18 protein-coding genes are annotated in these 18,570 nt (G+C 51.4%); 12 read left to right on the top strand and 6 right to left on the bottom strand.

Annotated elements, in window-relative coordinates; translation table 11 throughout:
* Window positions 1–17 precede the first annotated feature (17 nt).
* The 3 genes from sufB to AWJ19_RS00175 all read left to right on the top strand — a co-directional run bounded on the left by sufB (window position 18) and on the right by AWJ19_RS00175 (window position 5,827).
* Entirely contained in the window at window positions 18–1,415 is a 1,398-nt protein-coding gene (sufB, locus tag AWJ19_RS00185; RefSeq protein WP_068720503.1) for a Fe-S cluster assembly protein SufB, read from the top strand.
* A gap of 772 nt (window positions 1,416–2,187) precedes the next feature.
* Entirely contained in the window at window positions 2,188–3,963 is a 1,776-nt protein-coding gene (locus tag AWJ19_RS00180) for an ABC transporter ATP-binding protein (RefSeq protein WP_068720501.1), read from the top strand.
* Complete coding sequence (locus AWJ19_RS00175; RefSeq protein WP_068720499.1) at window positions 3,953–5,827, top strand: ABC transporter ATP-binding protein; 1,875 nt, start codon at window positions 3,953–3,955, stop codon at window positions 5,825–5,827. The genes AWJ19_RS00180 and AWJ19_RS00175 overlap by 11 nt, the downstream gene beginning before the upstream one ends.
* A gap of 56 nt (window positions 5,828–5,883) precedes the next feature.
* Here the strand turns inward: AWJ19_RS00175 and AWJ19_RS00170 are convergent, their stop codons facing one another.
* From AWJ19_RS00170 to AWJ19_RS00155, 4 genes are all read right to left on the bottom strand, one after another.
* Window positions 5,884–6,369 carry a VOC family protein gene (locus tag AWJ19_RS00170; RefSeq protein ID WP_068720497.1) on the bottom strand — a complete coding sequence of 162 codons (486 nt, stop codon included), beginning with the start codon at window positions 6,367–6,369 and terminating at the stop codon, window positions 5,884–5,886.
* A 78-nt stretch (window positions 6,370–6,447) separates the two neighbouring features.
* Complete coding sequence (locus AWJ19_RS00165; protein ID WP_068720495.1) at window positions 6,448–6,699, bottom strand: hypothetical protein; 252 nt, start codon at window positions 6,697–6,699, stop codon at window positions 6,448–6,450.
* Between the two features lie 206 nt (window positions 6,700–6,905).
* On the bottom strand, window positions 6,906–7,946 hold the full coding sequence (locus tag AWJ19_RS00160) for an HD-GYP domain-containing protein (protein ID WP_068720493.1): 1,041 nt from the start codon (window positions 7,944–7,946) through the stop codon (window positions 6,906–6,908).
* Window positions 7,947–8,026: 80 nt separating this feature from the next.
* A complete protein-coding gene (locus AWJ19_RS00155) occupies window positions 8,027–8,740 on the bottom strand; it encodes a molybdenum cofactor biosynthesis protein MoaE (RefSeq protein WP_068720491.1) in 714 nt (237 codons plus the stop codon).
* A gap of 138 nt (window positions 8,741–8,878) precedes the next feature.
* Between AWJ19_RS00155 and AWJ19_RS00150 the strand changes: the two genes are divergently transcribed.
* From AWJ19_RS00150 to AWJ19_RS00110, 9 genes are all read left to right on the top strand, one after another.
* The gene (locus AWJ19_RS00150) at window positions 8,879–10,318 is read left to right on the top strand and encodes a bifunctional UDP-sugar hydrolase/5'-nucleotidase (protein ID WP_068720601.1); all 1,440 of its coding nucleotides are present in this window, start codon (window positions 8,879–8,881) and stop codon (window positions 10,316–10,318) included.
* Between the two features lie 77 nt (window positions 10,319–10,395).
* Window positions 10,396–11,223: an undecaprenyl-diphosphate phosphatase gene (locus tag AWJ19_RS00145; protein WP_068720489.1), complete on the top strand. Its 828-nt coding sequence runs from the start codon at window positions 10,396–10,398 to the stop codon at window positions 11,221–11,223.
* Window positions 11,224–11,319: 96 nt separating this feature from the next.
* Window positions 11,320–12,420 carry an HD-GYP domain-containing protein gene (locus AWJ19_RS00140; protein ID WP_068720487.1) on the top strand — a complete coding sequence of 367 codons (1,101 nt, stop codon included), beginning with the start codon at window positions 11,320–11,322 and terminating at the stop codon, window positions 12,418–12,420.
* A 275-nt stretch (window positions 12,421–12,695) separates the two neighbouring features.
* A complete protein-coding gene (yfkAB, locus tag AWJ19_RS00135) occupies window positions 12,696–13,832 on the top strand; it encodes a radical SAM/CxCxxxxC motif protein YfkAB (protein ID WP_068720485.1) in 1,137 nt (378 codons plus the stop codon).
* Window positions 13,833–13,850: 18 nt separating this feature from the next.
* Entirely contained in the window at window positions 13,851–15,209 is a 1,359-nt protein-coding gene (locus AWJ19_RS00130) for a hemolysin family protein (protein WP_068720483.1), read from the top strand.
* 187 nt (window positions 15,210–15,396) lie between these two features.
* Window positions 15,397–15,621 carry a spore coat associated protein CotJA gene (locus tag AWJ19_RS00125; RefSeq protein WP_241781541.1) on the top strand — a complete coding sequence of 75 codons (225 nt, stop codon included), beginning with the start codon at window positions 15,397–15,399 and terminating at the stop codon, window positions 15,619–15,621.
* Between the two features lie 4 nt (window positions 15,622–15,625).
* Window positions 15,626–15,895 (top strand): spore coat protein CotJB, encoded by a 270-nt coding sequence (locus AWJ19_RS00120; RefSeq protein ID WP_068720479.1) that lies wholly within the window; start codon window positions 15,626–15,628, stop codon window positions 15,893–15,895.
* Between the two features lie 33 nt (window positions 15,896–15,928).
* Window positions 15,929–16,498 (top strand): manganese catalase family protein, encoded by a 570-nt coding sequence (locus AWJ19_RS00115; protein ID WP_068720477.1) that lies wholly within the window; start codon window positions 15,929–15,931, stop codon window positions 16,496–16,498.
* A gap of 145 nt (window positions 16,499–16,643) precedes the next feature.
* A complete protein-coding gene (locus AWJ19_RS00110; protein ID WP_068720475.1) occupies window positions 16,644–17,471 on the top strand; it encodes a protein kinase in 828 nt (275 codons plus the stop codon).
* 64 nt (window positions 17,472–17,535) lie between these two features.
* Here the strand turns inward: AWJ19_RS00110 and AWJ19_RS00105 are convergent, their stop codons facing one another.
* Together AWJ19_RS00105 and AWJ19_RS00100 are read right to left on the bottom strand one after the other, a co-directional pair.
* On the bottom strand, window positions 17,536–17,748 hold the full coding sequence (locus AWJ19_RS00105; protein WP_068720473.1) for a hypothetical protein: 213 nt from the start codon (window positions 17,746–17,748) through the stop codon (window positions 17,536–17,538).
* A 185-nt stretch (window positions 17,749–17,933) separates the two neighbouring features.
* Window positions 17,934–18,476, bottom strand: a complete 543-nt coding sequence (locus tag AWJ19_RS00100; RefSeq protein WP_068720471.1) for an NADPH-dependent FMN reductase — start codon at window positions 18,474–18,476, stop codon at window positions 17,934–17,936.
* Between the last annotated feature and the right edge of the window lie 94 nt (window positions 18,477–18,570).

Below are 18,570 nucleotides of genomic sequence, written 5' to 3'. Positions count from 1 at the left end.
ACAAGGAGGCTGACACCATGGCTAAGAAAGCGCCTGATATGGAGGAGTACCAGTACGGGTTCCGTGATGAGCACAAGTCGATATTTCAGTCTGGTAAAGGACTCACGGAAGAAATCGTCCGCGAAATCTCCGCAATCAAAAATGAGCCGGAGTGGATGCTTAATTTCCGTCTGAAGTCTCTGGAGCAGTTCCGTAAAATGCCAATGCCTAAATGGGGCGGCAATCTGGACGAACTGGATTTTGATGATATTCAATATTATGTAAGACCTTCCGAGAAACAGGGTAAGACCTGGGAAGAGGTTCCTTCCGAAATTAAGGAAACCTTTGACAAGCTCGGTATTCCGGAAGCGGAACAGAAGTTCCTCGCCGGTGTCTCGGCGCAATATGAATCCGAGGTAGTCTACCACAGCATGCAGAAGGACCTTGAGGATCAGGGCGTTATCTTCACAGATACAGATACTGCGCTGCGTGAGCACCCTGAGCTGTTCAAGAAATTCTTCGGCACGATCATTCCTCCGGCTGACAACAAATTTGCCGCACTTAACAGTGCAGTATGGTCAGGCGGAAGCTTCATCTATGTTCCAAAAGGCGTGAAATGCGAAGTGCCTCTGCAGGCTTACTTCCGCATCAACTCCGAGAATATGGGACAGTTCGAGCGTACGCTCATTCTTGCGGATGAGGATAGCTTCGTGCACTATGTAGAGGGCTGTACAGCCCCGATCTACAGCACGAACTCCCTGCACAGCGCAGTTGTTGAGATCCTATGTATGAAGAACGCACGTGTTCGTTATACTACGATCCAGAACTGGGCCCCGAACATCTATAACCTGGTAACCAAGCGTGCTGTAGCCGAAGAAAATGCCACTATGGAATGGGTGGACGGCAACATCGGCTCCAAGCTGACTATGAAGTATCCTGCGGTTGTCCTGAAGGGACGCGGAGCCAAGGGTTCGGTATTGTCCATCGCGGTTGCCGGTAAAGACCAGCACCAGGATGCAGGCGCCAAGATGATTCACCTGGCACCTGACACAACATCGACTATCGTCTCCAAATCGATCAGTAAACACGGCGGCAAGGTAACTTACCGCGGGCTCGCTTCCTTCGGCCGTCAGGCTGAAGGCGCCAAAGCGAATATCAAGTGCGATACGCTGATTCTGGATAACCAATCCACATCGGATACGATCCCGTATAATGAGATCATGAATGACAATGTTATTCTTGAGCATGAAGCTACGGTATCGAAGGTATCCGAAGAGCAGCTGTTCTATCTGATGAGCCGCGGCCTGACTGAGGCTGATGCTACACAGATGATCATCATGGGCTTCATCGAGCCGTTCACCAAAGAGCTGCCGATGGAATATGCGGTCGAAATGAACAGACTGATCAAGTTCGAGATGGAAGGAAGCATCGGCTAATCCCTGTACTTACAGGGACCCGTGCTCCGTACCTGATTCATTAATAAGTGTCCGCTGTACTCTGACATTTTTATGTCTGAGACAGCGGACACTTTTTTATTGAGAATAAGTTTGTCGTCATTTGATAATAGGCTGCTGATAGATGAGCTTGCGCTATCGCCTTAAGCTGATAAAAGGTAACCGTTAACGGACGTGAAACAGAGTATAAGCGTCGGATTCTCCGGAATATTGCCGAGGAAATAACGGTAGCCATATATATACGGTACTGCTATATCATCACTACAGAAAGATTAGCAAAATAGTGTTAGGCATTACTTTTGATCAATTTGCCAAAGAATATTGCCTATTAAAGTTTTGTGAGGTAGATTATGGTAAAATATGGTGGTTATCGTTTGTGATTTGCTATTAAAAAGTCGTTGAATTTCGTTAAAGCTAAATTGAGCAGCATTTGGGAGGAAACGGGAGCAATTAAAGATACGGCAGTTATAATAGCCCAGGTTAAGCCTGATTTAACCGGAAAAAACCTGAAATATGCTCATTTCTCCCCTTTGCCGCATTAAAACATGGGTGATAAACTGCTTAAAGTCCCTAAATTGAAAGCGCTAAAAAATATGGCTTGCGATGTGAGGTTTGCATCGCAAGCAACTGTATCTTACAGACTGCGCCGAGATTGCAGGAACGAAGAGTATGCTTACGGAGCCGGCGTTATTTCGTACAGCCAGGTGCGCAAACGGAATAAGCTGTACCCTGTAAAGCTTTAAGGAGGAGAGACATGGATGTTCTCAGGCAACTGCGGGGCTTTTACCGGGAGAAGCTGCACTATTTGATTCTTTCGATTATTGCTTTGGCCGCCGCAACTGCAGTGGGGCTTATAACCCCCAATTTACTTAGAAGGCTGATTGACGATGTAATTGTTCCCCTGAAGTTTGCCGAGGTGCCGGTATTGGCACTCAGCGTTGTAGCTGTAGTATTTGTAAAAGCCTGCCTGCAGTTTGCACACGGATTTTTTGGAGGACGGCTGGGTAACTTTTTGGCCTACCGCCTGCGCAATGCCTGTTATGAGAAGCTGCAATTCCTGTCTTTCCGTTACTATGATACCGCCAAGACAGGCGATCTGATGTCCCGGCTGACCGGGGACCTGGAAGCAATCCGTAACTTTATCGGATTCGGCTTCGCCCAATTGCTGAACGTATTCTTCATGGTGCTGTTCGGCTCTATTATGATGTTCAGCATCAATTGGCAGCTCACGCTAATTACGCTGATTACGATGCCGTTTCTGGCAGCAGTAGCCTTCAGATTTGAATCGCGGATTCATCCGGCCTTTCAGGAGATGCGGCTTGCCTTGAGCTCTTTGACCACGGCAGTTCAGGAGAATATTACCGGTGTGCGGACGGTCAAATCTTTTGCCAGAGAGGCTTATGAGGTTGAGAAGTTCTCCCACCGTAATGAACGTTATAAGGATAACCAGATTTTTGCTGCTGAGCTGTGGAGCAAGTTCTTTCCGGTAATGGAGCTGCTGGCTTCGGTCAGTGTTGCCATTCTGCTCGGTGTAGGCGGTACGCTGGTCATTAAAGGGCATATGTCGCTGGGCGAGCTGGTAGCCTTTTTCAGTCTGATCTGGTACATTATCGGCCCGGTATGGGGACTTGGCTTCCATATCAATAACTATACGCAATCCAAAGCCTCCGGAGAACGGGTGCTCGAGGTGCTGAACCAGCGGATTGACGTGCAGGATAAGGCAGATGCCCTTACGCTGGAAGCTTCCGCGGTGAAAGGGGAGGTTGTTTTTAATCACGTAACCTTTGCTTACGGCAACAAAATGCCGGCAGTTAAGGATATTCATTTCGAAGCCAAGCCAGGGGCGGTAATCGGCTTCCTTGGCGGTACGGGCTCCGGTAAATCGACGATTATCCAGCTTATGATGCGTGCTTATGATGTGAACCAGGGCAGCATCACGCTTGACGGCACAGATATACGGGAGTTCAATGTACGCAGTCTGCGTTCACAGATCTCCACCGTGTTCCAGGAGACGTTCCTGTTCTCCTCATCCATCCGCAACAATATTGCCTACGGCCTCAAAAATGTTAGCATGGAGGAGATTATCCGCGCAGCCCGGCTTGCCAAGGCCCATGATTTTATTATGGAGATGCCGGAAGGTTATGATACTGTAGTCGGCGAGCGGGGGATGGGCCTCTCCGGCGGCCAGAAGCAGCGGATTGCCATCGCCAGGGCACTGCTGAAGAATCCGCGGATTCTGATTCTCGATGATGCGACCAGTGCCGTCGATATGGAAACGGAGCATGAAATCCAGGCCGGGTTCCAGGAGGTTATGCGCGGGCGGACTACGCTGATTATTGCCCACCGGATTTCCTCGCTGCGCCATGCCGACCAGATCATCGTGATGGATCAGGGGCGGATGGTGCAGAAGGGTACGCATAATGAGCTGATTGCAATTCCAGGGCCTTATCAGGATGTATACCGGATTCAATATGCCGATTATCTGGCCAGGACGCAGGATAGAGGGGAGGGAACGGAGCATGGAGCTTGAAAAGAAACAGGCGGCAGGGGGACCTGCCGGCAAGCCGGGTAAACCGGGCAAGGCTGCTGCAGGGCAGCTCCTTGAGGAGCGTTTTGTATACAAGGACGATGACCAGATCGACAAGGCGTTTGACTGGAAGCAGTTCACCCGGCTGTTCGGCTACATGAAGCCTTATGCCAGGCAGATGCTGCCGATTGTCTCGGTGCTGATGATTCTGGGTACGGTAACGAAGCTGACCGTTCCTTTTTTGACCAGTATGGCGATTGATAAGGCGATTGCCCCCAAGGAAGGAAGCCCCAGCCTGACCCTGTTGTATACATTGACGGTGAGTGTAATTGTGCTCTATCTGATCCAGTGGATCGCTGGGGTATACCGGATTAAATATACGAATGTGATCGGCCAGCGGGTCATTTACGACCTGCGTTCAGATCTGTTCCGGCATATTCAGAAGCTGTCGTTTAACTTCTTCGATAAAAGACCGGCGGGCTCCGTACTGGTACGGGTGACCAATGATATTAACTCCCTGCAGGACCTGTTCACGAACGGGGTCGTCAATCTGATGATCGACTGTGTGCAGCTTGTCGGGATTATGGTCATTCTGCTGCTGATTAACTGGAAGCTCGGACTGGCCGTAATGATTACCGTACCTATTATGTTCTTTGTTTCCACCAAGCTGCGCCAGAAAATCCGGATCGCCTGGCAGGATGTGCGGATGAAAAATTCGCGCATCAACTCCCACCTGAATGAGTCGATTCAGGGCATTCGGGTTACCCAGGCGTATACGCAGGAACAGGAGAACATGCAGTATTTTGACGCGATGAATATGGACAGCCGCAAATCCTGGAACAAGGCTTCAGCGATGAACCAGGCGTTTGGTCCGATCATCGAGGTTACCGGCGGGATCGGCACCATGATTCTGTTCTGGTTCGGGGCTTACCTTATTCAGTCAGGCGAGCTGACAGTGGGTTATCTGGTGGCGTTCAGCACCTATGTCAGCAACTTCTGGGATCCGATTAACCGGCTGGGCCAGATGTACAACCAGCTGCTGGTGGCCATGGCTTCCTCCGAGCGGATATTCGAATATCTGGATGAGCAGCCTGCGGTTCAGGATAAGCCGGATGCGAAGCCGCTGCCGAAGATTCAAGGGGTTATCCGCTTCAAAAACGTCGTGTTCGAGTATGAAAAAGGCCGTGCGGCGCTGAAGGGCATCTCGCTTGACGTCAAGGCAGGCCAATCCATTGCGCTTGTCGGGCATACCGGCTCAGGGAAGAGCACCATCATCAACCTGATCGGGCGTTTCTATGATATTAAAAGCGGTGAGCTGACGATTGACGGTCACGATGTGCGTGATGTACAGCTGCAGAGTCTTCGCGAGCAGATCGGGATCGTGCTGCAGGATACGTTCATTTTCTCGGGGACGATCCGTGACAATATCCGTTTCGGGCGGCTGGATGCAACCGACCAGGAGGTTGAAGAGGTTGCCAAGGCGGTCGATGCACATGAATTTATCATGAAGCTGCCGCGCGGCTATGATACGGAGGTAGAGGAACGGGGAAGCGCCTTGTCGATGGGACAGCGCCAGCTGCTCTCCTTTGCCCGGGCGCTGCTGGCTGACCCGCGGATTCTGATTCTGGATGAAGCAACAGCCAGCATCGACACCGAGACAGAGATCAAAATCCAGGATGCGCTCAAAATCCTGCTGCAGGGACGGACCTCCTTCATCGTAGCCCACCGGCTCTCGACGATCCGCCATGCCGACAAGATCGTCGTGCTTGATCACGGTGAAATCAAGGAAGAGGGCAATCATGCCGAGCTCACCGAACGCGATGGGATTTATAACGGATTAATTGAAGCGCAATTCCGCTTCCTATAGCAATAAACAGCAGCAGCCCGTTCCTGATTGCCAGGTTACGGGCTGCTGCTTTATGTTTACTCTGTAAAGGAAGAGGAGGCAGGCAGCTCCCTGCCGTGCAGACCTTCCCATTCTGTCCAGGGCATGATCTCAAGCTCCGGTCTGGGAACATCCGGCAGCATCGCAATCAGCTCCAGGGAATGACCGTCCGGATCATCGAAGTAGATCGATACTGCCGGCATGAAGGGGAAGACCAGCAGCTCTTCAGCGCTCTCACCCCGGAAATTCTCGGCCTTGATGCCTAGCCCTTCAAGATAGCTGCGAGCCCGAAGCATATCGTTCAGCTCAATTCTGAAGGCAAAATGCTGGCGCTGAACAAGCGGAGACGGGTAATTCTCGCGTATTCCCAGCATAGCTTCCCCGGGTTTGCCGACCCAGTAAAATTTAGACCTGCGGACAGGATCATCAAGCAGCGGAAGAATTCCGAGCAGCTGCTCATAAAACTGCGATGACCTGATATAATTGCTAACATTAATATGGGTTTCGAAAAGGCCTGTAATCATAGTATTCATCTCCTGGATGCCTATTACATTTTATAGTGCCTTTATCATAAAATATGAGCCTCCTGCCGTTCAAGTGTGCTACTCTTTGCGCCGTCTGGCAGCTTTGCCGCTGCATTGTACTTCCAGCAGCTGTGCCTGAATCTCCTCCTGCCATAACGCGTCCCCGGTCCGGGCTGCAAGCTGCCCCTCCATATTCAGCCGGCTTATTTCCCAGCAGTAGACGCTATTAGCGTGCAGGCAGTGCTCTTGTTCTGTAAGCTCTGCCGGCGTAAGCGGTCGCATGCGGCTTATCGTATACAGCTCAGCCAGCCGCTGATGAATCAGTAGCATCACTCCACCTCCAGTTTTTGTGCAGCTGTCTTAACAGCCTCGCCAGAGAAACAGGAGTCCAAACGGTTGTACAAGCCATAAAAAGTAATTTCCCTGATGAACTGAATCAGTATCTAGAATGGACCTGAAATTTTAAGTTAAGGAGCTGGGCGGAAGTTAAAAAAGAGGCTCCAGCCGCAATCAGCAGCGTAGGAAGCCTCTTGTGCTTATTCCATGTAAATTTCTGCTACGGTGATATGGCGCTCACGGGACAGATCAACAAATTTGCTCTCAATCTGAACCAGCGGACGGAAGACATCAAGGGGATTGTTCATAATAATAACACCCTTGTCACCGGTGCTGAGCAGCACCTTTTTGTTAATGAAATTGGGCATCAGATGCTGGATGAAGGCTTGTACATGACTGCCGTTCAGCTTGCCGAAGCTGAGGGAATTAAGTTCCCGCAGGACGGAGATGAATTCCTGTTTCGACTGGTAGGCCCGCTGGGAGGTCATTGCACTGTAAGTATCGGCAACGGCTGCAATCTGGGCATAGGGATGGATCTCGGATTTGGTCAGGTTGTTCGGATAGCCGGTGCCGTCATCCCGTTCATGATGCTGCAGGGCAATAAGCGCCGTAAAGGGGTGGTCCATGGAACTGCGGATAATTTCATTGCCGTAAAGCGTATGTAGTTTGACTTCTTCATATTCTTGAGGTGTAAGCTTACCCGGCTTCTGGAGGATGGACGGAGGAATCTGGCAATTGCCGATGTCGATTAAATATCCGGCCCGAGCGATCTCATAACACTCCTGCTTGGAATATCCGAGCCATGATGCTATATAATAGGAAAGCATGCCAACCTGCAGGGAATGGTTGTACGTGTAATTATCTTCCCTGTCCAGCAGCATCAGCAGCGTTACTACATCTTTGTGCTTGTCCAGTGCCTGCAGGGTAGGCTGAAGGATGTCATCTACCACGGACTGGTTGAAGCTCCCTTTGGTCAACGCTTCCAAATACAGTGACTCAAAGCCTTCTATACTGTTGTCAAAGCTTGCATTTACAGTCTCGATGACGGGAGAACTGCCGGTGTGAATAACGATGTGCTCCCGGGCATCAATATCAACGTAATCAACGCCGTGCTGTATCAGCCTGGAGATTTCTTCAAGCCGAAGGCGCGATCCTTTGGATAATACGTGTAGGCCTCTTGAACTAAAGGTATCCGACTGCAGGTAATCACCGGCTTTAAGATCCATGACGTGTACTCTCAATGCTATGCCACCTTACTAATAGTAATTTGTACCCAGCATAGCAACAAAGACGGAATTATTCAATGGTTTTACCGTAAGGTTTACAGGGATTTATACGCTTTGGCTTTCGGGTCAGAGCCGAGCCAGACCTCACCGGATTCATTGATATCCTTCTTCCATACCGGTACATCGGCCTTCAGCTTCTCGATGGCATACCGGCTTGCTTCATAACAGATGTCGCGGTGGGCTGCAGAGACGGCGATGATGACACTGGCCTCCTTAAGTCCTACCAGGCCTGTCCGGTGTGCAATTGCGCAATTAGCATTCCACCGTCTCCGGACATCGTTGCCGATTTCCTGCAGCTTGGCAAGCGCCATGGGAGTATAGGCTTCATAATGAAGGGCTGTTGTCCGCTGGTCCCCGGTCATTTCCCGGGTAGTACCAACAAATACAAGGGAAGCGCCGTGATTCTGATCCAGCACCTTGTCCAGCAGTGCTTCCGCATTAAGAGGCTGGCCGGTAATGATAAACAGTCCGTCGGCTGTCTCCCCGTCGGTATCTGCAGGTTCCCCTCCTGATACTGGAGGGATCAGTGCTACTTCAGAGTCTTCAGTAACAGGTGTATCATCAGGCGCATATTCGTGGTCAATAGCTACGAGTGAAGTATGGATCTGCTGTGCAGCCTCAGGATAAGCAGCGGCAAGCAGCGCCTTCAGTCTGCCTGCGGTCAACGGGGCTTCGGGTGCCTGGAATTTCAGGGTGGATGCACTGAACAGCTCGGCCAGGCCGGCGAACAGGCGAATGTTGATCTGCATTGTTCATTTCACCTCGGGGTTCTAATAATGATTCCAATATACCATAATGCCCCTGAAAATGTTATGCTAGGCTACATAAGATTACATGCCTGCCGCTTCTGCCGGAACGGCTTTACAGAAGGAAGGGAACTAGTGCTCATGGAGTCTGCACCGCAAAGACTGACGATACTGCATACCAATGATATACATAGCCATTTTGAGACGATGAGTCCCATTGCCGCCGGAATAGCCGGGCTTAAAGCTGCAGCAGGTGAGGACGCAGTGCTGCTGGTGGATATCGGCGACCATATGGACCGGGCCGCTGTAGAGACGGAAGGTACAATGGGTCAGGCGAATATAGACATCATCAATCTGACCGGGTATGACGCGGTAACCATCGGCAATAACGAAGGCCTGACCTTTTCACCGGAGACGCTGGCCGCCATATTCTCAGGGCTGCAGTGCCCCGTAGTATGCTGTAATTTTCTTGATGCCGCCACCGGGCAGCCTCCGCAATGGATGAGGCAGCATGCCATTGTGGAGAAGAACGGCATCAGGATCGGCATAACCGGGGCTACTGCTGCGTTTACCTCCTTTTATGCACTGCTGGGATGGGAAGTCATGGAGCCTGAGGATGCGCTTCGTGAGCAATGCCGGCTGCTGGCTCAGCAGGCGGATATTGTGATCATCCTTTCCCATCTGGGACTGCCGGCAGATAAGATTCTGGCCGAGCGTCTGGAGGGCGTGCATGCCATTCTCGGAGGCCACACCCATCATCTGCTGGAGCAGCCGCTCCTGATTAACGGAACCGCGGTCTGCGGGGCCGGGAAATTCGGCCGCTATCTGGGCAGACTGCAGTTTGAGCGGCCTGAAGCCGGCAGCCCGTTCAGACTGGTAAGCGGCGGCTGCGTTGAACTGGATCAGCAGCTGACCGAGTCCGTGATTGCTCCGGCGGCTGCACTGCATCAGCAGCAGGGGCATGAGGCGCTGGAAGAGACTGTAGCGATTACAGAGCGGGAGCTTCCGCTGGATCTGCTCGGTGAATCGCCCTTCGGCAATCTGCTGGCCCAGGCCGTGCGCCGGTTTACAGGCACCAGACTGTCGCTGGTCAATACGGGTCAGCTGCTCGGTCCGCTTCCGGAAGGCAACATAACAGCAGGTATGCTGCATGCGCTGTGCCCGTCACCGATCAATCCCTGCATTATAAAGCTTACGGGCAGAGACATCCGGACCGCTCTTGCGCAGAGCCTGACAGAAGCGTTCTGCATGAAGCCGATATTCGGTTACGGCTTCAGGGGAAAGGTGCTCGGCAGCCTGGCTGCCGACGGATTAAAAATCTTGTACGACCCTGCTGTGATGCCTTATGATAACAGTATTGCAGTTTTTGTCGAAGGGGAGCCGCTGGAGGACGAAACGGAATATGAGGTCGGTACCCTGGATATGTTCACCTTCCGTTCCGGCTATGAGAGTATTGCGAACGGACGCGATCCGGTGTATCTGGTGCCGCATTTTCTGCGCGATCTGCTGCGGATGGAGCTGCAGCGTCCTGGAAGCCTGGAAGAAAGCGCCGGTATCCGCTGGGTAGACACAGGCGCTTAATAGCTTTTCTTACATAAGCACATAACAGCAAAGGCAATAACCCGAAGCAGTGTTCATTTTTCAATCAGGAGGAAGCTATGGATACAATTACAGCAATAATTCTAGCTATAGTAGAAGGAATTACCGAATTTATTCCGGTATCTTCTACGGGCCATATGATTCTCACTACCAAGCTGCTTGGCTTTGATGAACAGTCGCCGATCATGAAGACCTATGAAATCGTGATTCAGCTTGGCGCAATTCTGGCCATTGCACTGGTCTACCGCAAACGGGTGCTGGATCTGCTCGGCATCGGGCGCAGTAACCGGGGCAGAGGCGGAGTAATGCCGGCCTCACGGCTCAATCTGATTCACGTGATCCTTGGGATTGCTCCGGCGCTGGCTGTGGCCTTTTTTGCCCGGGACTTTATTAAAGGCCTGTTCGGAGCCACTACGGTGCTCTGGGCGCTCGTTGCCGGCGGGATACTGATGATTGTGGCGGAGTGGTGGAACAAGCGCAAATCGCGCGTGACTGCGCATGAGCTGGATGACTTGTCCTACGGCCAGGCGCTGGCCATCGGTCTGTACCAGATTATTTCAGTGCTCTGGCCGGGATTTTCACGTTCCGGTTCAACGATTTCAGGCGGTATGCTGAGCGGGGTAAGCTATAAGGCGTCAGCCGACTTCTCCTTCCTTATTGCCATTCCGATTATGTGCGCTGCATCCGGCTATGAGCTGCTGGATTCTTACAAATATTTCACCAAGGATACCATTTGGGATTTTGCGATCGGCTTCGTGATTGCCTTTGTGGTCGCTTATGTCGTGGTGGTATTATTTATGAAGCTGATCCAGAAGATCAGACCGACGCATTTTGCCATTTACCGTTTTATACTGGCAGCCGTTTTCTGGCTGTTTATTATGCGCTAGCCCAGGTTCGTTCAATATAACGGTATAGACACAGAATGCATTTATAGCTTTAGAAACAGAATAGTAATTTACCGTTAAAGGCAGGAGTGAGCCAAGGTGCGTTTAGTATCCGTGAATCGGCTTCAGTCGGGGATGAAGCTGGGAAAAAAGATTTATAATGATGAAGGACTTGTTCTGCTCGCTGACGGGGTAGAACTGACGGATGCGTTAATTAAGCGGCTGGCCAGGATCGACATCGGCTATGTCTATATAGAGGACGCCAATACAGATGATGTTGTGATCACCACATTGCTGCATGATGAAACGCGTAACCAGGCGCTTAAGGTAATCCGTAACCAGTTCCAGGAGATGTCCAGCATGTCCGGTATTACCAAAGGCTTTTATCATCTGGACAAAAAATTCTCCAAGGTAATGGATTCCATTCTGGACGATATGTCCTCCCAGGAAGATCCGATGATTATGCTGGCGGATATGCACACAGCTGATAATTACCTGTATGTCCATTCACTTAATGTATGTCTGTATACACTTGTCCTTGGCATTGCTTATGGCTACAGCAGAGAAGAGCTGCGCGTGCTCGGTCTCGGTTCGCTGCTGCATGATATCGGCAAAACCCAGATTCCGGTCAAAATCGTTCAAAAGCCCGGTATGCTTAGCGATGAAGAATTCCGCCATATGCAGGCCCATACGGAGATCGGCTACCGGATTCTCAAGGATGAGCCTAACATCCCGCTGCTCGCGGCGCATTGCGCACTGCAGCATCATGAGCGTATTAACGGCACCGGCTATCCGCGCGGGCTGACCGGTCCGCAGATTCATGAATACGCCAAGTGGCTGGGTGTCGCTGATTCTTATGATGCGATGACCTCTAACCGGATCTACAAAAAAGCGATGCTGCCCCACCAGGCGGTTGAAGCGCTGTATGTCGGTTCCGGTACCTTGTACGAGCAGAAGCAGCTTGAGCTGTTCAGAGACAGAGTGGCAATCTATCCGCTTGGGCTGACAGTCAAGCTGAGTACAGGGGAAAGCGGTATTGTTGTGAAGATAGACCCCAGCATACCGCATAGGCCGGTAGTACGGGTGATTACAGGTCAGGAAGGTGAACCGGTTACGCCGTATGAGATTGATCTGGGCACCGCGCTTTCCGTAGTGATTTCCGATGTCTCGGATGAAGACGAGCAGACGAAGTCCACCTGAATTGCAGAAATTGCGGCAGGAGGCTTCGCACGAAGCATTCTGCCTCCTAGCAGCGAGGAGCGAATAACAGGCAGCAGCCGCAATTGTGCGGTTGACAATGCCTGTTATCGCCCCGCTGTTTTTCATTAGGAGCTGTTTTCTCGGCACACCGGCATCCAGCGGTTTCGGAATATGCAGTTTTTTGGCCGGGCGTGGTATGATAAAGGGTAAGTTGCCTATCTTTTTCATTTATTTGGGTTAATAATAAGGAATACGTATTAAAGGAGCAAGCAAAAATGAGTATATTAGAACCTTCATCAAGAATAATAAGGGAGCTGTCGCCAAGCTATGATCCTTGGGATCCGATTACTTCGCTGCGTCAGCATGGACAGCATGTACTGACCAGTGTGGAGATGACGGTTACTAATCTGTGCAATATGCGCTGTGAACACTGTGCGGTCGGTGATAGCCTCACCATGAAGGAAGGGGAAATGCTGCCGCTTGCCAATATGCTCAAGCGCCTTGACGAAGTGGAGCATTTGCAAACCATAAGCATTACCGGGGGAGAGCCGATGTTCCGTGCTTCTACCGTAGATAACATTATTGTACCGCTGCTGAAATATGCACACGAGCGGGGCATCCGCTCACAGATTAATTCAAATTTGACGATGCCGTACGCCCGGTATGAGAAGCTGCTGCCTTATCTGGATGTTATGCATATCTCATTTAATTATGTAAACGGCGATGACTTCCATGAGGTCGGCTTCGCGAACAGCGGACATCCTGTCGCCAGGGAAGCCGCGTACCGGCTATATGACACAATGATTGAGAATTCCCGCCGGCTCAGTGAGGATGGCATGCTGATCTCCGCAGAATCCATGATCAACTACCGTACCCATACGAAGCTGCCGCAAATCCATAAGCTGATCGGTGACATGGGCGCGAGACGCCATGAGGTTCATCCGATGTATGCCTCAAGCTTTGCCTCCTCACTGCCGGTGTTATCGCTGAAGGAGATGGGCGATGCGATTCATTCTCTGCTGGACGCCCGTGATCCGGAGATGTGGATGCTGTTCGGCACGCTTCCGTTCTTCGCCTGCAGTTCTCTTGAAGAGGACCAGCGGCTGCTGCACAGACTGCGGACAGAGAAGAATGTGACGCTGCGCAATGATCCGGACGGACGGAACCGGGTGAATGTGAATATGTTTACCGGCGATGTATTTGTGACGGATTTTGCCGATATTTCCGCTTTCGGCAACATTGGCTCAAGCAGGCTGGACGATATCTTTGCCGACTGGCAGAACAGCCATCCTCTTAACCAGAAGGTGAACTGCTTCTGTGATGCTGCGGGCTGCTGCGGTCCGAATCTGCTGGTGGCTGATATGTATTACCCCAAGGTCGATTTCAAATCAAGAAAGGCGATCACACTGTAGAATCGAGGCGTTGTTATTGTGCATACGGAATTTGACATAGGAAGCTTATTGCTTAATCTGGTTCTGGTTCTGGTGCTTGTCTTGTTAAACGGTATATTTGTTGCTGCGGAGTTTTCGCTGGTGAAGGTCAGACAGTCCCGTCTGACCCAGCTGGTGAGCGAGGGGAACAAAATGGCCGGATACGCGCTGAAGGTTAACAAGAAGCTGGATGCGTACCTGTCTGCTACCCAATTCGGAATTACGCTTGCCTCCCTCGGGCTGGGCTGGATCGGGGAGCCGGCAATCTCGGAGCTGTTGGTAGAGCCGCTGATGTTTCAGCTAGGCGTTACCGATCATACTTTAATTTCTACTGTGTCGGTTATAGTCGGATTTTCCATTATTACTTTCTTACATATTGTACTGGGGGAGCTGGCTCCGAAATCCCTGGCGATTCAAAAAACAGAAGGCTCTGCGCTGCTGCTCTCTGCACCGCTGATGTTCTTTTATAATCTGTTTCTTCCGTTCATCTGGATTCTGAATGCTTCGGCAAATGCGCTTCTTAGACTGGTTGGCGTGGAGCCTGCCAGTGAAGCGGAAGCCGCCCACTCGGAGGAGGAAATACGCATCCTGATGAATCAGAGCGCCAAGAGCGGGGTCATTGATCAGGATGAAATGAAGCTGATGGATAATATATTTGAATTCTCGGACCTGCTGGCCCGTGAAGTCATGCTGCCGCGCACCGATATGGATGTGCTGTACAGCAATCTATCGCTGGAAGAGAACATGCGGATTATAACGGAAACCAAGCATTCCAGATATCCCGTAGCCAATGAGGACAAAGACCGGATTATCGGATTTATTCACATCACCGACCTGCTGTTTGCCCCGCTCGATCAGCAGAATGATCTGGCTTCGCTGGTACGTCCGATTCTGAATGTACCGGAATCAATGGAGATTAGCCATGCCCTGCGGCTGATGCAGAAGAATAAAGCCCAGCTGACGCTGGTGGTCGATGAGTACGGCGGAACGGCCGGCCTGCTGACTGCCGAGGATATTCTTGAAGAAATCGTCGGCGATCTGCATGATGAGTTCGAGAATGAGCGTCCAGACGTTGAACGTAACGGGGAATATATCTCCGTGGACGGGCGGATGCTGATTGAGGATGTCAATGACCTGACTGGTGTAATTATAGAAGACGAAGAAGTCGATTCCATCGGCGGCTGGCTGTTCAAGGAGCTGGAGGGCAACCCGTCGAAGGGTAAAAACATTGTTGTGGGCGATGTTACCTTTGAGGTGGAGGAATCAACCCGGCTGCGGATTACCAGAATCAAAATCCACCGGGAGAATCCGCCCGAGGCGGAAGAAACAGACAGCGCTGCAGATGAGGGAATAGAATAGAGCGGCTTGGGTTAAAGCCGCTGCCGGTAAGAATAAGCTGTACTGCTGTATTCAGGGTTTTGTCCTGGTGCGGCGGTGCGGTTTTTTTTGCCATGAACGTTCTGATTGATTGGCGAAGTCTCATACAATAGCTACGAAGAGATCATAGCCAGAATTGAGGTATCAACCAATGAGGAGGGGAACGCTATTGAACTCCCAGGAGCGTGTATGGGCCACTTACCGCGGACCGTTTGATCCTTGCCCGCCGGTGCCATTCAAAACGTATGTTGTGCCGCCGAACCAGTATATCAACTTCCAGCCGCCGGGCCTGCCGCAGTATCCGCTGCCGGAAGCCCTGAGGGCAGGGACTTTATGGCCGGCATTTTACAGTCCTTACGAATCCAAAGCCGGAAAAGGGAAAGGGGGCATCTAGTCAGATGGAGCAGCCAAATGCATGTGAGCCGCGATATTATGAAATGCTGGAGCAGCTGCAGGTGCTTGACTTTGCACTGGTCGAGCTGAATTTGTATCTGAATACCCATCCGGAGGATCTAAAGGCGATTGAGCAGTTTAATCAGCTGACCCAGGAACGGACCCGGCTGGCCAATCAGTTTCAGGAGCTGTACGGGCCGCTGCAGAATTTCGGGCGGGCCTACTCCAAATGTCCGTGGGAATGGAACCAGAGCCCGTGGCCCTGGCAAGTGTAGCGATATCACAACGTATAGGAGGGAGGCTCCCGGATGTGGATTTATGAGAAGAAGCTGCAGTATCCTGTTCGTGTCAGCAAATGTGATGTAAGGATGGCACGCTACCTGATGGAGCAATACGGAGGCGCTGACGGGGAACTGGCCGCAGCGCTGCGCTACATGAATCAGAGGTATTCGATTCCGGATAAGGTAATCGGCGTGCTTAACGATATTTCGACGGAAGAATTTGCCCACCTCGAGATGATTGCTACGATGATCTACAAGCTGACCAAGGATGCATCCGTGCAGGAGCTGGAAGCGGCAGGCCTGGGACCGAATTACGCGCAGCGTGACCACGCCCTGTTCTACCAGAATTCAGCCGGGGTTCCGTGGACTGCCAGCTATATCCAAGCCAAGGGTGATCCGATCGCTGACCTGTATGAAGATATTGCCGCCGAGGAAAAAGCCCGGGCTACATACCAGTGGCTGATTGACATGACGGATGATGTAGACCTGCAGGATAGCCTGAAATTCCTGCGCGAGCGGGAGATTATTCACGCGATCCGGTTTAAGGAGTCCGTACAGATCCTGATGGAGGAGAAGGACAAGAAACGGATCTTCTGATCCGTGAGGTCCGGTTGAATACTGGAAGCCTGGAGAACGTGTCCCACCTGTCTACACCGGCATATGGATGCCGGTGTATTTGGCGTACGGAGGTTCAATATGTTAACCTTATTCCATATCTGGGCAGGACGGGAGATGGAAGGCTATGGGGTTGGTGGCGGAGCGCTTGCGCGGATTTATAAAGGCCTGGCAGGATTACCCGCTCCCGGAGGGGAAGCTGATCGGCGGGCGTTATGTAATACAGCATCTGCTAGGTGAGGGGAGCTATGGGCTTACCTATTGCTGCCGTGATACTGCTGACGGGGAGCTTTATGCGCTGAAGCAGTCCAGACCCAGCAAAAAAGACGCGGGACGGAAGCTCCTCGAGAAGGAGTACAGGATCCTCCAGTCCATGGATCATCCCAGGATCCCCGCATGCCGGGATTATCTGGAGTTTAAAGGCTCGAACTGGCTGGTCAGCGAATATGTTACGGGAAAAACACTGGAGGACCTGATCTTTGACGACAAGCTTATCTACGGGGAGCGGGAAAGCCTTGCAGTCATTCTTAAGCTGGCAGAGCTGGTCATGCATGTCCATTCGCGGGGATACGTCCATCTGGACCTGCGGATTCCTAATGTGATTCTGCAGGGTGATGACTTGTATCTGATTGATTTCGGCCTGGCAAAAAGGATCGGGGAGCAGGAGGATTCAAGTGGCGCGGATGCCATGCAGACAGTAGTGCTGCCTGAACGGATGCCGCCGGTTGTTGCTTCGGATCTCTATGATATGGGCCAGCTGATGCTGTTTATGCTGTATTCTGCTTATGAGCCTGAACGCGGGAAGCAAGAACGGAGCTGGCGGGAGGAGCTGCAGGTATCGCCGGACATGCTGATGCTCCTCAACCGGCTGCTTGGAGAACACGCCGAACCTTATGCGGATACTGCGGACTTTGTCCGGGATGCTGAGGCAATACATCAGAGCCTGCTGAAATAACATTAAAGAGGCGCCTTCAGCTTGAGCATGAAGGCGCCTCCTGGACCATTCCGGCAGCAGGCTTTTAGCTGGAACTGCCGTAACGGTTTTTATAATATTTATGACCGCTTCCGCCGCGGTGCGCATCGGATGATGAATACCGCTTATATCCGCGGCTGCTGCTTGAATGTCTGCCGTAAAATGACCTCCCTTTGTGACTGCTTGAGTATTTACGGTGTCCGCCCGGCCTGGAATGTTCTACAGAATGCAGTACCTTGCCAAGAAGTTTTCTAAGCATCATGTTTCCTCCTTATAAGATATATTGTGCTTATAATATAATCTTACTCTTTTATTACCCTTAAGTACGCCATGATTAGATTAAGGTTTCATGAGAATTTTTTCATTTAACGACATTAATAACAGCAACCAGCCGCTCCCGGTGAGAAGCGGCTGGTTGCTGTATTTGTTAGGGATACGATGATGTTACTGGCGCAGTGTCTTCAGGGCACCGCTCCAGGCCAGCACCTGATCGAGCATCGCATTGACGTTCGCTTTGTGCAGATCAGCCGGCTTGAAGACTGTGCCGTTCTCAAAGTCGGTGAAGAGGGAGAGCAGCGGATGCACCCGGACATCAGCTACCTGGAGCTCACCTAGAATTCCGCGCAGATGTTCAGCCGCGCGTGCTCCGCCTGCCGAACCGTAGCTGACAATCCCGGCAGCCTTGTTGTTCCATTCTTCCCGGGCAGAGTCAAGCGCATTCTTGAGTGCTCCGGTAATGCTGTGGTTATACTCCTGGGCGATAAAAACAAAACCGTCCAGAGTAGCCAGCTTGGCGGCCCAGGCTGCGGCAGGGGCGTAATCATCGCTTTCGCCCAGCAGCGGAAGCTTGAAGTCGGCAATGTCTACGATCTCATAGTTGGCATCTCCGCGGGCATCTGCAATGCCTTTCACCCATTCCCCGACCTGCGGGCTTACGCGGCCCTTGCGTGTGCTTCCCAGAATAATCCCGATGTTCAATGTTGTCATTTGAAATTCCTCCCAAAAGTAAGTGTATTGGATTTCGTGTTGACCTTTATGAAGTTAATTATAGCATATTACTTTTATAAAGCAAGTATAATTT

Source organism: Paenibacillus sp. DMB5 (genome assembly GCF_001517085.1).
In the GTDB taxonomy this organism is placed as follows: domain Bacteria; phylum Bacillota; class Bacilli; order Paenibacillales; family Paenibacillaceae; genus Paenibacillus_AQ.
This window is presented reverse-complemented; position numbering and strand designations above follow the sequence as displayed.

Bases quoted from the DNA above. Each gene is read 5' to 3' on its own strand.
- sufB (WP_068720503.1), top strand. From the start codon at position 18: ATGGCTAAGAAAGCGCCTGATATGGAGGAGTACCAGTACGGGTTCCGT.
- AWJ19_RS00180 (WP_068720501.1), top strand. From the start codon at position 2,188: ATGGATGTTCTCAGGCAACTGCGGGGCTTTTACCGGGAGAAGCTGCAC.
- AWJ19_RS00175 (WP_068720499.1), top strand. From the start codon at position 3,953: ATGGAGCTTGAAAAGAAACAGGCGGCAGGGGGACCTGCCGGCAAGCCG.
- AWJ19_RS00170 (WP_068720497.1), bottom strand. From the start codon at position 6,369: ATGATTACAGGCCTTTTCGAAACCCATATTAATGTTAGCAATTATATC.
- AWJ19_RS00165 (WP_068720495.1), bottom strand. From the start codon at position 6,699: ATGCTACTGATTCATCAGCGGCTGGCTGAGCTGTATACGATAAGCCGC.
- AWJ19_RS00155 (WP_068720491.1), bottom strand. From the start codon at position 8,740: ATGCAGATCAACATTCGCCTGTTCGCCGGCCTGGCCGAGCTGTTCAGT.
- AWJ19_RS00150 (WP_068720601.1), top strand. From the start codon at position 8,879: ATGGAGTCTGCACCGCAAAGACTGACGATACTGCATACCAATGATATA.
- AWJ19_RS00145 (WP_068720489.1), top strand. From the start codon at position 10,396: ATGGATACAATTACAGCAATAATTCTAGCTATAGTAGAAGGAATTACC.
- yfkAB (WP_068720485.1), top strand. From the start codon at position 12,696: ATGAGTATATTAGAACCTTCATCAAGAATAATAAGGGAGCTGTCGCCA.
- AWJ19_RS00120 (WP_068720479.1), top strand. From the start codon at position 15,626: ATGGAGCAGCCAAATGCATGTGAGCCGCGATATTATGAAATGCTGGAG.
- AWJ19_RS00115 (WP_068720477.1), top strand. From the start codon at position 15,929: ATGTGGATTTATGAGAAGAAGCTGCAGTATCCTGTTCGTGTCAGCAAA.
- AWJ19_RS00110 (WP_068720475.1), top strand. From the start codon at position 16,644: ATGGGGTTGGTGGCGGAGCGCTTGCGCGGATTTATAAAGGCCTGGCAG.
- AWJ19_RS00105 (WP_068720473.1), bottom strand. From the start codon at position 17,748: ATGCTTAGAAAACTTCTTGGCAAGGTACTGCATTCTGTAGAACATTCC.
- AWJ19_RS00100 (WP_068720471.1), bottom strand. From the start codon at position 18,476: ATGACAACATTGAACATCGGGATTATTCTGGGAAGCACACGCAAGGGC.